Annotated in this window: 12 protein-coding genes; 7 read left to right on the forward strand and 5 right to left on the reverse strand. The window is 64.8% G+C overall.

Features of this window, described 5'->3' with window-relative positions; translation table 11 throughout:
- The first annotated feature begins 74 nt into the window (after positions 1-74).
- The 4 genes from ABID37_RS03650 to rpsI all read left to right on the forward strand — a co-directional run bounded on the left by ABID37_RS03650 (position 75) and on the right by rpsI (position 2,241).
- Complete coding sequence (locus ABID37_RS03650) at positions 75-536, forward strand: PaaI family thioesterase (RefSeq protein WP_354192705.1); 462 nt, start codon at positions 75-77, stop codon at positions 534-536.
- A 17-nt stretch (positions 537-553) separates the two neighbouring features.
- Entirely contained in the window at positions 554-1,075 is a 522-nt protein-coding gene (locus tag ABID37_RS03655) for an SHOCT domain-containing protein (RefSeq protein ID WP_354192707.1), read from the forward strand.
- 222 nt (positions 1,076-1,297) lie between these two features.
- Positions 1,298-1,762: a 50S ribosomal protein L13 gene (gene rplM / locus ABID37_RS03660; protein ID WP_354192708.1), complete on the forward strand. Its 465-nt coding sequence runs from the start codon at positions 1,298-1,300 to the stop codon at positions 1,760-1,762.
- The gene (gene rpsI / locus ABID37_RS03665) at positions 1,762-2,241 is read left to right on the forward strand and encodes a 30S ribosomal protein S9 (protein ID WP_354192709.1); all 480 of its coding nucleotides are present in this window, start codon (positions 1,762-1,764) and stop codon (positions 2,239-2,241) included. The genes rplM and rpsI overlap by 1 nt, the downstream gene beginning before the upstream one ends.
- A gap of 75 nt (positions 2,242-2,316) precedes the next feature.
- Here the strand turns inward: rpsI and ABID37_RS03670 are convergent, their stop codons facing one another.
- Together ABID37_RS03670 and ABID37_RS03675 are read right to left on the reverse strand one after the other, a co-directional pair.
- The gene (locus tag ABID37_RS03670) at positions 2,317-3,372 is read right to left on the reverse strand and encodes a glycerophosphodiester phosphodiesterase family protein (protein ID WP_354192710.1); all 1,056 of its coding nucleotides are present in this window, start codon (positions 3,370-3,372) and stop codon (positions 2,317-2,319) included.
- 141 nt (positions 3,373-3,513) lie between these two features.
- A complete protein-coding gene (locus ABID37_RS03675) occupies positions 3,514-4,134 on the reverse strand; it encodes an invasion associated locus B family protein (protein WP_354193046.1) in 621 nt (206 codons plus the stop codon).
- A gap of 225 nt (positions 4,135-4,359) precedes the next feature.
- Here ABID37_RS03675 and ABID37_RS03680 point away from each other — a divergent pair, with 225 nt between their 5' ends.
- From ABID37_RS03680 to ABID37_RS03690, 3 genes are read left to right on the forward strand one after another with little or no spacing between them, the layout of a single operon-like run.
- Positions 4,360-6,195, forward strand: coding sequence for an extracellular solute-binding protein (locus tag ABID37_RS03680; RefSeq protein WP_354192712.1), 1,836 nt, complete (start codon positions 4,360-4,362; stop codon positions 6,193-6,195).
- Between the two features lie 22 nt (positions 6,196-6,217).
- Positions 6,218-6,898: a DsbA family oxidoreductase gene (locus ABID37_RS03685; protein ID WP_354192713.1), complete on the forward strand. Its 681-nt coding sequence runs from the start codon at positions 6,218-6,220 to the stop codon at positions 6,896-6,898.
- A 53-nt stretch (positions 6,899-6,951) separates the two neighbouring features.
- Positions 6,952-7,260: an endonuclease domain-containing protein gene (locus ABID37_RS03690; protein WP_354192714.1), complete on the forward strand. Its 309-nt coding sequence runs from the start codon at positions 6,952-6,954 to the stop codon at positions 7,258-7,260.
- On the opposite strand, the gene ABID37_RS03695 is transcribed toward ABID37_RS03690, so the two are convergent.
- From ABID37_RS03695 to ABID37_RS03705, 3 genes are all read right to left on the reverse strand, one after another.
- Positions 7,248-7,991: a hypothetical protein gene (locus ABID37_RS03695; protein WP_354192715.1), complete on the reverse strand. Its 744-nt coding sequence runs from the start codon at positions 7,989-7,991 to the stop codon at positions 7,248-7,250. The genes ABID37_RS03690 and ABID37_RS03695 overlap by 13 nt on opposite strands.
- Positions 7,992-8,075: 84 nt before the next feature.
- Positions 8,076-11,567, reverse strand: coding sequence for a transcription-repair coupling factor (gene mfd, locus ABID37_RS03700; protein WP_354192716.1), 3,492 nt, complete (start codon positions 11,565-11,567; stop codon positions 8,076-8,078).
- A gap of 53 nt (positions 11,568-11,620) precedes the next feature.
- Positions 11,621-11,917, reverse strand: a complete 297-nt coding sequence (locus ABID37_RS03705; RefSeq protein WP_354192717.1) for an FAD assembly factor SdhE — start codon at positions 11,915-11,917, stop codon at positions 11,621-11,623.
- Positions 11,918-11,933 lie beyond the last annotated feature (16 nt).

Below are 11,933 nucleotides of genomic sequence, written 5' to 3' on the forward strand. Positions count from 1 at the left end.
GCGTTACACGCCAGCGTTGAAAGTCCTTGCCCGAATGTGCTTCTCATAGGCGCCCATTCGAACGGAGCCGTGCCATGCCTGCCCAGACCACGCATCAACCGAGCCTGACCACGCAAGAAGCCAATGAGTTGCTGGGCTCCGTCTACCCGCAGCTCAACGAGGGCGGGCGCACATATGAGGTGCTCGATGTGTTCAGCGGCGGCTGCACGGTGCGGCTCAATGCCGACGAGCGTCATTTGCGGCCGGGCGGCACGGTGTCCGGCCCGACCCTGTTCACGCTGGCCGATATCGGCGGCTATGTGCTGGCGCTGACGCATGCCGGCGCCGACCCGCTGTCCGTCACCGTCAATCTCAACATCAACTTCATGCGCAAGGCCGGAATCGGGCCGATCGACGGCCACTGCCGCATCCTCAAGCTCGGCAGGAGCCTGATGGTGTTCGACATCGATATCGTGGCCGGTGCGGACGGACACAGCGTCTCCCATGCCACCGGCACCTATTCGATTCCGCCCAGCCGCAAAAACAACCCAGCATGAGCCGAGGCTGAACCGCCATGATATTCGACGTTCTGAACCTGATCGCCACGACCGTGCTGGCGGTCGCCGCTGTGTTCATAGCCCGCAACGCCAATTCCATTTCGCAGAACGCGAACGAGCTTGCCGACCATGCCAACGAGATTTCACGGCAGGCCGTAAAGCTGGAGGCCGACAAGCAACTCATCGAATGGGGCCAGCGCGTCTTGTGCTGCGCCTCCTCGCTCGTGGCGCTGCGGACCCTGAAAAAGGGCGAGATCGACAATGACGAATTCATCCAGAAGCGGCGGGAATTGCGGGCCACGCTGTTCGCGCTCAAGGAAGAGGGCCAGCTTTTCTTCCGCGTTTCCGGTGCGGTGGACGGCGCAGATATCCCGCCGGCCCTGAAAGCCGTCCACGAATTGACCGAACTGACGAACGGCAAGGTCTTCAGGCTCCCGTCCCAGGATTACGACGCCGACAGCGTCAGGGAACTGCGCACCGAGGTGCGGACGGTTATCGGGGACATCCAATCGCGCGTATCGGATCATTGGGTGAGGTAAAATAATACCTTAATTTCAACATACTGTTTTTGTTATAGTTTTTAAAATGGAAGGCAGTTTCGGTGGCTTGACGCCACCCTGCCCCTTCCCTATAAGCACGATGTAGACAGCGGCCTCGATCGGCCGCCGTTTTGTTATTGGCGGCCGCAGGCTTCCAATCCAAGCAACAAGAAACGCCGTGCAGGCCGCAAGGCAGGCAGGGTCCCAACTGGAAACAGAACCATGACAACCTTTTCGCAGAAGCCTGCGGACGTGGTGAAGAAGTGGGTGCTGATCGACGCCGAAGGTCTCGTCGTCGGCCGCCTCGCCTCTCTCGTCGCCAACCGTCTGCGCGGCAAGCACAAGCCCACCTTCACCCCCCATGTCGATGACGGCGACAACGTCATCATCATCAATGCCGACAAGGTGGTGTTCACGGGCAAGAAGTACACCGACAAGAAGTACTACTGGCACACCGGCCACCCCGGCGGCATCAAGGAGCGCACCGCGCGCCAGATCATCGAGGGCCGCTTCCCCGAGCGCGTCGTCGAGAAGGCTGTCGAGCGCATGATCCCGCGCGGCCCGCTCGGCCGTCGCCAGATGAAGAACCTGCGCGTCTATGCAGGCACCGAACACCCCCACACGGCCCAGCAGCCCGAGACGCTCGACGTCGGCGCGCTGAACGCCAAGAACAAGAAGGTCAAGTAATGGCTGAGCAGCTTTCCTCGCTCGCGGAACTGGGCTCCGTCGCCCAGACCTCGCAGCCCGCCGCGCCGGTCCATGTCCAGAAGCTCGACAAGTCGGGCCGCGCCTATGCCACCGGCAAGCGCAAGGACGCCATCGCCCGCGTCTGGGTCAAGCCCGGCTCCGGCAAGGTCGTCATCAACGGCAAGGAGTACGACAAGTACTTCGCGCGTCCGGTCCTGCAGATGATCCTGAACCAGCCGATCGTCGCGGCCAACCGCGTCGGCCAGTACGACGTCATCGCCACCGTTGCCGGCGGCGGCCTGTCCGGCCAGGCGGGCGCCGTGCGCCACGGCATTTCCAAGGCTCTGACCTATTACGAGCCGGAACTGCGCGGCGTGCTCAAGAAGGGCGGCTTCCTGACCCGCGACAGCCGCGTGGTCGAGCGCAAGAAGTACGGCAAGGCCAAGGCCCGTCGTTCCTTCCAGTTCTCGAAGCGCTAAGCGGCACGCTTTTCACTTCATCGAAAAGGCCGCCTTTCGGGCGGCCTTTTTGCTTTGGCGGCTCAAGCCACGCGCTCAGTTGATGCTCGCCGTTCGCCCGGCCATCTCGATGTCGCTTCCCTCATAGGGAACGCGGTAGCCGTTGGCGGCCAGCCAGTTTATGGCGGCACCCGGCTCGTCGGTCTGGATGATGGTGGCGCCCCGCTCCGCCCAGAACCCCCAGCTTTCCGCCGGCAGGCTGGCCAGCGTCGCAAGCTCGTCACCGCGCCCGCCGGCCAGGAAGCCGCCCGGCTTGTTGACGATGGCGTAGGTGTTGGCCCAGATATGCCAGTTGCCACGCACCGCGGCGGCGCGCATGCGGGTGGAAAACAGCGGCCCGCCGGTCTTCGTCAGGAACTCGGCGCCATCGCGCCAGTTGATCAGTTCCATGGCGCGCGAAGGCAAGGCGGACTGCAGGGTCTCGACGAAACCGACATCGCGCACCGCATCGTCGGCGATGATGGGCATGAAATGCACGCCATCGCCCGCCGTGCGCAGCATGTCGCGTGCGCCGGCAAGGCGCTGCTCGTTCCACAGATTCTCCTTGATGACGACCTGCCTTACCATGCCGAGATTGCGCGCGACGGCGATCATGGCGGGAAACTCATCCCTGCCGAGCTTGTTGTCGATGTTGACGAGGATGCGCCCCTTGGCGGCGGACAGGAACTCCGCCAGCGTGGGCACGAACTCGCCGGTGGCAACGCCGGTGCCTTCGACAAGGAGGCGGCATTCCTTCAGTTCCGCCAGCGTCCGGGGCGCCACCTCACCCTTGCAGGTGGTGGTGCGGTCGAGCCAGCTATCGTGCATCACCACGAGGACGCCATCGGCGCTGCGGCGCACGTCCACCTCGACCATTTCCGCGCCGTCGGCGATCGAGGCCCGCAGCGCGGCCAGCGAATTCTCGGGATAGAGCGTCTTTCCGGCCCGCAGGCCGCCTGCCCTGTGCGCGACGATCATGACGTGATCGCGCCAGCGATTGGCCTGCTCGAACCGTTCCAGTATCTGGTCGACGCGATTCTCGCCGGCCATTGCCGCGCCGCCGGGCAGCAGGCAGATACAGGCAAGCAGCAGGCGCATCCAGGACATTCGCATCAGAATCACTCCGCCGGACGTGTCGGGGTGTGATCTATGGGCTGGCCATGACGGGCGCGTGAACGAAGCCGGCTTATGCGGATATGAAAAAGGCCCCGTCGAGCGGGGCCTTCTTGCAAAATTCCGGGAATGAAACCGGGATCAGTTTCCGGCCTTGGCCTTTTCCTGCTCTTCCTTGAGCTTCTTGGCGAAGTCCTCGTTGTTCTTGGAAACGAACTCCTGGAGCTTCTTCTGGCGATCTTCCAGGTCCGACGCCTGCAGCGCCGGGCCTTCGAAGGCGCCGGTGAAGCCCTCGAGCGAAATCTTGATCGGGTTCGGCTGATTCTGGAAGTTGATCGAGGTCAGCTGAATCTCGGAGCCCTTCTTGAACGAGGCGACGAGCTGGTCGGTCATCGGCACCTCAGCCACGCAACGGTCCGGGAAGCAGATGACATAGTCGAGCTTCTGGGCCTTGCCGCCGTCAACCTGGAGGGCGATGCCCGGAGGCACGAGGCGGCCGCTGGGCACGGTGACCTGGAAGACCTTGCGATTGACCTTGCCGCGCAGGTCGATCATGCTCACGCCGGTGACGAGCTGGCCATTGCCGGCGGTGACGATGTTCTGCACATTGCAGATATCGACGTCCTCCTGCTTCGAACAGGCCTTGAACCAGCCCTGCGGAATCTGCTGGGCCGAAGCCTGCGGCAACCCGGTTGCGAGGAACCCGGCCACGCCAGCGGCCATGACCGACAGACGGTACGCTTTGGATTTCAGGCTGGACATAAGGTGCGCTTCCTCTCGACTTTGTGCCCGCGGCGCAAGCCCGACGCCGCACCGCAACGCTACCTGTTGCGTAAATGAGGCAACAGGATGGCTCGCGCGGCGTGTTACACTGCAAGCGTCGGCGAATCCAGCCCGCGGGGTGCATTTCTTGACTGTGACCACCGCATTTGCGCGCCACGTGGTAACTTCGCCACCGAATCACCACGCCGTGCACCGGAACCCGTCATGAGCCGAACCGCTTTCTGGCTGACCGCCGCCCTTTCGCTGCTGTCCATCGCACCCCAGAATGCCGCGGCGGAACCCCGCCACGCCCTCGCCATGCAGGGCGAGCCGGCGCTTTCGGCCGGTTTCACCCATTTCGGCTACGCCAACCCCGACGCACCCAAGGGGGGCGAGGTCACCTATTGCGTGGTCGGCACCTTCGACAATCTCAATCCCTTCATCCTGAAAAGCCTGCGCACCACCGCGCGCGGCGTCATCGACACGATCTTCGGCAATCTCGTCTTCGAGCCGCTCATGCAGCGCAACATGGACGAGGCCTTCAGCCTCTACGGGCTGCTGGCCGAAAGCGTGGAGATGGACGAGGACCGCAAATGGATCGAATTCCATCTCGACCCGAATGCGAAATGGTCCGACGGGCAGCCGGTGACGCCGGAAGACGTGCTGTTCACCTACGACGTCTATACCGAGAAGGGCCGCCCCCCCTATTCCGACCGCATGAAGCGGGTGGAGAAGCTGGAGAAGACCGGCGAGCACAGCGTGCGCTTCACCTTCAACGAGCATGCCGACCGCGAATTTCCGCTCATCATCGCCGCAACGCCCATCGTGCCGAAGCATTTCTTCGACAAGGAGACCTTCGACCGCGGCACACTGAAGCCGGTTATCGGCTCCGGACCCTACATCATCGACCAGGTGGTGCCGGGGCAGCGCATCGTGTTTCGCCGCAACGCCGACTACTGGGGCAAGGACATCCCCACCAAGCGCGGCTTCGACAATTTCGACAAGATCACCATCGAATATTTCCTGAACGCCACCGCCCAGTTCGAAGCGTTCAAGAAAGGCATCTGCACCGCCTATGCCGGCCCGCTCTACACCGGCATGGGGCCGTTGCAGGTGGAGCGCGAGTTCGACTTTCCCGCCGCCAAGGACGGGCGGGTCATCGTCAAGGCCTACGACCTCGGCATTCCGCCGGTGGTGACGGGTTTCCTGTTCAACACGCGGCTGTACAAATTCGCCGACCCGACCGTGCGGCGCGCGCTGGGCATGCTCTACGACTTCGAATGGGCCAACAAGAACATGTTCGGCGGCAAGCTCGCCCGCACCATGAGCTACTGGCAGGGCTCGGAGCTTTCCGCCCTCGGCCATCCGGCCAGCGAGAAGGAAAAGGCGCTGCTCGCTCCCTTTCCCGGCCGCGTGCCGCCGGATGTGATGGACGGCACCTGGCGCCCGCCGGTGAACGACGGATCGGGGCAGGATCGCGCCGCGCTGAAAGCCGCGCTCGACCTCCTCAAGAGCGTCGGCTTCAGGATCGAGAAGGGCGTGATGCTCGATCCGGACGGGCAGCCCTTCGGCTTCGAGATCCTCACCGCCTCGCAGGACGAGGAGCGGCTGGCGGCCCTCTACCAGCGCACGCTGGCCAAGCTCGGCATCGCCGTGACGATCCGGGCGCTCGACGGCGACCAGATCCAGTCGCGCAAGCAGCGCTTCGATTTCGAACTGCTGATCGGGTCGAGCGGCTTCAACAATTCACTCTCGCCCGGCATCGAGCAGATCGGACGCTGGGGATCGGAGGCCGCCGATATCGAGGGCTCGTTCAACCTCGCCGGGGTTGCCGATCCGGCCGTGGACGCCGCCATCGAGGCGATGCTCAACGCGCGCGCCAAGGACGATTTCGTCGCGGCCGTGCGGGTGCTCGACCGGCTGCTGATCTCCGGCAATTACATGGTGCCGATGCAGCACAACCCGCAGCAGTTGATCGCCTACTGGAACAAGCTGGAGCATCCGGGCAAGGACCCGCTGTTCGGTTTCCAGTTGCCGACATGGTGGGTGAAATCGAACTGACATCCCGCGAAAGGAGCAGGCCATGACAGCATCCCCTACCGTCAGCATCGACGTGGTGTCCGATGTCGTGTGCCCGTGGTGCTTCATCGGCCAGAAGCGGCTCGACAAGGCGATTGCCGCGGCCGAGGGCATAGAAGTCGAAGTCAACTGGAGGCCGTTCCAGCTCGATCCGACCATACCGGCTGGGGGGTTGGACAGGCAGGACTATATGCTGGGCAAGTTCGGCAGCGAGGATCGCATCCGCGAAATCCACGCCCGCATCGAGCCGCTGGGCGCCGCCGAAGGTATCGCCTTCGACTTCGACGCCATCAAGGTTTCGCCCAACACGCTCGACGCCCATCGTGTCATCCGCTGGGCCGGCGCGACGAGCCGGGAGGTGCAGGGCAAGCTGGTGCGGCGCCTGTTCAGCCTGTATTTCGAGCAGGGCGGGAATGTCGGCGATCCGGCGGTGCTGGTCGCCGCCGCACGGGAAGCGGGCATGGATGCCACGGTCGTGGAAGCGCTGCTGTCCACCGACGCGGATGCCGACGCCGTGCGGGCCGAAATCGCCACCGCCTCGCGCATGGGCGTCACCGGCGTGCCGTGCTTCCTGCTCGAAGGGCGCTACGCCGTGATGGGCGCGCAGGAGGCCGAAACCCTCGCCGACGCCATAAGGCAGGTCGCGACGGCAAAAGCGCGCGGGGAACTGGACAGCGCCGGGTAGTTACCCCTCCACAGATCCAGCTATCATGATCCCATGCCGCGTCGGCGCGCTCGATGCGGAAGGAGCCGACAGAGGCGGAGCACAAGCTCTGGCAGGAGCTTCGGGATCGACGGCTGGACAAGATGAAGTTCCGTCGACAGGTGCCGATCGGAAATTACATCGTCGATTTCCTGTGTCTTGAAGCAAAGCTCATTGTCGAAATCGACGGCAGCCAGCATGCGGATTCGGACTATGACCGCAAGCGCGACATCATGTTGAACCAACGCGGCTTTCGCGTGCTCCGCTTCTGGAATGATGACATCATCGCTTATGCGCGCGATCCCGGCGCTGAAACCTTGGCGGTGAATTTTCACGAGCGGTGACTGGAGCCGGGCGTATCGTCGACGCTGCCCATTCCAAGCCCCCCGCCCATGCCGCCGCCTCCCATTCCCATGCCTCCGCCCATTCCGCCGCCGCCGCGTCCGCCGGACCCCTGCCCCTGCCTGCCCTCACCCTTGCCGCGCCCGCCAGAGCCGGAGGGCCGCGTCGGGCCTTGCATGGGGATCGACAGATCGGCGGGGATCGGTCCGATGTCGAGCGCCTCGCGGATGAAATCGCGCAACGAGACGACAAGCTCATGCGTATGCACCGGGTGGCCGGCGACCAGTTCGCGCGCGGCGCGTTCGGCCAGCCTCACCTGCTGCTCGGTGCCGAGCAGGATGATATCGGAAAGTGCTGCCTCCACCGCGTCGCGGATGCGCCGGGGACGGTCGGAGCCCGGTTCGGCATTCGGAACGACGACGCCGACCGTTTCCGCCGCCTCCCCTTCCTCATCCGGTACGGGTTCGGCGGCGGGTTGCTCCCGCCTGTGCAGGTCGCGCAGATGACGGGGATCGACCGTCAGGTCGCCGGTGAAGGAACCGCCCAGCACCTTGTAGGCGGCGATCAGCGTGCGCAGGCGCTCATTGATCTGGCGGTTCATCCGCTCCCGGCGCTGCTGGATGGTGAACATCATGATGAGCCGGATGCCCATGCTAATGAGCGTGAACAGCGCCAGCCCGACCACCGTGAACAGGATGCTCTGCCAGGAGCTGAAATCGAAATTGCGCAGCATCTGCCCTCCGCCCCCGAACTGCGCCGCATAAATCGGCGTCGGTTGCAAGAACTAGGGCAATTGCGCCTGCCGATCCAGCGCCCCTCAGGCGGCTGCGAGTTTCGCCAGTTGCGTCATCACCACCGCCGAGCCGGAAAGACGCTTGTCGGCATTCGGCCAGTCGCGGATGAAGACGACGCTCTGGTCCGGCCTGATCTTGGCCAGGATGCCCTGCTCGCCGATGAATCTGACCAGCCCGGCCGGGTTGGCAAAAGTCTTGTTGCGGAACTGGATGACGACGCCCTTCGGCCCCGCATCCAGCTTCTCGACATTGGCCTTGCGGCACAGCGCCTTGATGAAGACGATCTTGAGCAGGTGCTTGACCTCGTCCGGCAGCGGGCCGAAGCGGTCGATAAGCTCGGCCCCGAAGGCGTCGATCTCCTCCGGCGTCTCCAGGTCGCCGAGGCGGCGATAGAGCGCCAGCCGCAATTGCAGGTCGGGCACATAGCTTTCGGGGATCATCACCGCCGTGCCGATGGCGATCTGCGGCGACCAGCCGGTGTCGGTCGCCTCGCCGGAGTCCTTCACCTCGGCCACCGCCTCTTCCAGCATCTGCTGGTAGAGCTCGAAGCCGACCTCCTTGATGTGGCCCGACTGCTCCTCGCCCAGAAGATTGCCGGCACCGCGGATGTCGAGGTCGTGACTGGCGAGCTGGAAGCCGGCGCCCAGCGAATCCAGCGATTGCAGGACCTTGAGGCGGCGGTCGGCGGTGTCGGTCAGCTTCTTCTTGGCCGGCAGCGTGAACAGCGCATAGGCGCGCACCTTGGAGCGGCCGACGCGGCCCCGAAGCTGGTAGAGCTGGGCGAGGCCGAACATGTCGGCGCGATGGACGATCATGGTGTTGGCGGTCGGGATGTCGAGGCCGGATTCCACGATGGTGGTGGAGAGCAGCACATCGTACTGGCCTTCGTAGAAGGCGTTCATGATGTCGTCCAGCCGGCCGGGGGGCATCTGGCCGTGGGCTATGGCCACCTTCAGCTCCGGCACGGATTCCTTAAGGAAATCCTCGATTTCCGAAAGATCGCTGATACGCGGCACGACGTAAAAGCTCTGGCCGCCGCGATAGCGCTCGCGCAGCAGCGTCTCGCGGATGACCAGCGGATCGAAGGGCGAGATGAAGGTGCGCACCGCCATGCGGTCCACCGGCGGGGTGGCGATCAGCGACAGTTCGCGCACGCCCGTCAGCGCCAGTTGCAGCGTGCGCGGGATCGGCGTCGCCGACAGCGTCAGCACATGCACGTCGGTCTTCAGCTCCTTCAGCCGCTCCTTGTGCTTGACGCCGAAATGCTGCTCCTCGTCGATGATGAGCAGGCCGAGGTTCCTGAACTTTATGGAAGAGCCGAGCAGCGCATGGGTGCCGACGACGATGTCGATGGTGCCTTCCTCCAGCCCCTTCCTGGTTTCGGCCAGCTCCTTGGCGCCGACCAGCCGCGAGGCCTGCCGCACCTTGACCGGAAGCCCGGCGAAGCGCTGCGAGAAGGTCTTGAAATGCTGGCGTGACAGAAGCGTGGTCGGCACCACCACCGCCACCTGGAAACCTTCCAGAGCGGCGATGAAGGCCGCGCGCAACGCCACTTCCGTCTTGCCGAAACCGACGTCGCCGCACACCAGCCGGTCCATCGGCCGGCCGGCGGAAAGGTCTTCCATCACCGCGTCGATGGCCGTCTGCTGGTCGTCGGTTTCCTCGTAGGGGAAGCGGGCAGAGAACTCGCCGTAGATGCCTTCGGCCGGGATCATGGTTGGGGCGGCGCGCATCTGGCGCTCGGCCGCGATGCGGATGAGGTCGCCCGCCATGTCGAGCAGGCGTTTCTTCAGCCTTGCCTTTCGGGCCTGCCATGCGCCGCCGCCGAGCTTGTCCAGCGTGGCCTCGGCCGAATCCGAGCCATAGCGCGACAGAAGCTCGATATTCTCCACCGGCAAGAACAGCCGGTCGTCGCCGGCATAGCGGATTTCGAGGCAGTCATGCGGCGCGCCGGCGGCCTGAATGGTCTTCAGGCCGACGAAACGGCCGATGCCGTGATCGGCATGGACGACAATGTCGCCGGCCGACAGCGAGGCGGCTTCGGAGATGAAATCGGCGGCGCGCTTGCGCTTCTTCGAGCGGCGCACCAGCCGGTCGCCCAGAATGTCCTGCTCGGCAACGACGACCATGCCGTCGGTCTCGAAGCCGGTTTCGAGTTGCAGCACGGCCAGCGCCGCCTGCCCTTTCTCCAGCTTCTCGGTTTCGGAGAGCGTGGCGACGCGCTTGAGATTGCCGAGATGATGCTCGGCCAGGATCTGCCCCAGCCGGTCGAGCGAGCCTTCCGTCCAGCCGGCGATGACGACGCGGCGGCCGGCGGCGCGCTGGTCGGAAATGTGATTCACCGCCTCGGTGAAGACATTGGCGTTGGGGTCGGCGCGCTCCTCGGCAAAGCTGCGGCCGGCGCGCGCGCCGGCGTGGAAAACCTTCCGGTCGCCCGCATCGGGTGCCGCGAAAGGCGTGAACTCGATAGCCTCGCGCCCGGCGGTCGCGGCGTTAATCTCGTCCGGCGAAAGATACATGAGCTGCGGCGCGACCGGCTTGTAGGGCACGGCATCCTTCAGCGCGCCGTCGGCCTGCTGCTTGCGCGCCTCGTAATGGTCGAGGATGAGCGCGTGGCGCTCGGAAAGCGCCTCATGCGCCAGATGGTCGAACACCACCGGCACATCCGGCAGGTAGTCGAAAATCGCCTCCAGCCGCTCGTAGAAGAAGGGCAGCCAATGCTCCATGCCGGCAAAACGGCGGCCTTCGCTCACCGCCGCATAGAGCGCATCGTCGCGCGAGGGTGCGCCGAAGGCCTCGATATAGGCGCGGCGGAAGCGGCTGATGCTGTCGGCGGTCAGAGCCACCTCGCTCATCGCCTGCATCACCAGTTCGGCCCGCTGGCCGGTGGTGCGCTGACTGGCGACATCGAAGGCGCGGATCGATTCCAGCGTGTCCCCGAAGAAATCGAGGCGCAGGGCTTCCTCCGCGCCGGGCGCAAAGAGGTCGAGGATGCCGCCGCGCACGGCGAACTCGCCCACCTCTCGTACGGTCGGCACGCGCTCGAAGCCGGAATTCTCCAGCCGCTTGACGAGCAGGTCCATGTCGACCTGATTGCCCGGCTTCGCCCGGAAGGTCTGCGCCTCGATCAGTTCAGCCGGCGGCACCCGCTGCAACAGCGCATTGGCGGTGGTGAGCACCACGGCGCGATGCGGTTTGGCGCGCAAGGCGACGATGGCGGCCAGCGCATCGAGGCGGCGCGCGGCCGCATCCGAGCCCGGGGAGACGCGATCGTAAGGCAGGCAGTCCCACGCCGGCAGTTCCAGAACCGGCAGGCCGGGATCGGCGAAAGCCAGCGCCTCGACGATGGCCGGCAGGCGCTGCCCGTCACGGGCCACGAAGACAAGCGGACGGTCCGGCGCGATCTCGCGCGCGGTTTCCGCCAGCGCGAAGGCCTCGTAGCCGTCGGCCACGCCATCAATGACGAAGGAGCCGGTGCCGCCCTTCGGCAGGCCGATTTTCGGAATGAGGCTCATGAAGCGTATTTCTTCGGAACGTGGCGGTTTCGGTAGGCCAGACTTCAGATAGTTCAGACGGTGGCGGACGCAACCTTGCCGCGCCATTCCAGAACGCGATGCAGGATCGGCAGGCCGAGGCCGGCGGGAACCGGGTTCTGGCCGGTGATCCACGGCAGCAGTTCGGTGTCGTTGATCTCCAGCAGCCGCTCATACTGATCGAGGTCGTCGGCGCTCATGGTTTCGATCTCCGCATCCGCGAAGCTGCCAAGGATCAGGTCCATCTCGCGCATGCCGCGATGCCAGGAGCGAAACAGAAGCTTGCGGCGGCGCGCGTCCAGTCCTTCGCTTGTTCTCGACGTTCCGGTCATGGCAGCTCCTTTTCGC

The organism is Aquamicrobium terrae (assembly GCF_040545735.1).
GTDB classification, from domain to species: domain Bacteria; phylum Pseudomonadota; class Alphaproteobacteria; order Rhizobiales; family Rhizobiaceae; genus Mesorhizobium; species Mesorhizobium terrae_A.

What these genes read in the sequence shown, in the direction of transcription:
- ABID37_RS03705 (WP_354192717.1), bottom strand. Translation starts at nt 11,917, where the DNA reads ATGACCGGAACGTCGAGAACAAGCGAAGGACTGGACGCGCGCCGCCGC.
- ABID37_RS03690 (WP_354192714.1), top strand. Translation starts at nt 6,952, where the DNA reads ATGCGGAAGGAGCCGACAGAGGCGGAGCACAAGCTCTGGCAGGAGCTT.
- mfd (WP_354192716.1), bottom strand. Translation starts at nt 11,567, where the DNA reads ATGAGCCTCATTCCGAAAATCGGCCTGCCGAAGGGCGGCACCGGCTCC.
- ABID37_RS03655 (WP_354192707.1), top strand. Translation starts at nt 554, where the DNA reads ATGATATTCGACGTTCTGAACCTGATCGCCACGACCGTGCTGGCGGTC.
- ABID37_RS03650 (WP_354192705.1), top strand. Translation starts at nt 75, where the DNA reads ATGCCTGCCCAGACCACGCATCAACCGAGCCTGACCACGCAAGAAGCC.
- rpsI (WP_354192709.1), top strand. Translation starts at nt 1,762, where the DNA reads ATGGCTGAGCAGCTTTCCTCGCTCGCGGAACTGGGCTCCGTCGCCCAG.
- ABID37_RS03680 (WP_354192712.1), top strand. Translation starts at nt 4,360, where the DNA reads ATGAGCCGAACCGCTTTCTGGCTGACCGCCGCCCTTTCGCTGCTGTCC.
- ABID37_RS03675 (WP_354193046.1), bottom strand. Translation starts at nt 4,134, where the DNA reads ATGTCCAGCCTGAAATCCAAAGCGTACCGTCTGTCGGTCATGGCCGCT.
- ABID37_RS03670 (WP_354192710.1), bottom strand. Translation starts at nt 3,372, where the DNA reads ATGCGAATGTCCTGGATGCGCCTGCTGCTTGCCTGTATCTGCCTGCTG.
- rplM (WP_354192708.1), top strand. Translation starts at nt 1,298, where the DNA reads ATGACAACCTTTTCGCAGAAGCCTGCGGACGTGGTGAAGAAGTGGGTG.
- ABID37_RS03685 (WP_354192713.1), top strand. Translation starts at nt 6,218, where the DNA reads ATGACAGCATCCCCTACCGTCAGCATCGACGTGGTGTCCGATGTCGTG.
- ABID37_RS03695 (WP_354192715.1), bottom strand. Translation starts at nt 7,991, where the DNA reads ATGCTGCGCAATTTCGATTTCAGCTCCTGGCAGAGCATCCTGTTCACG.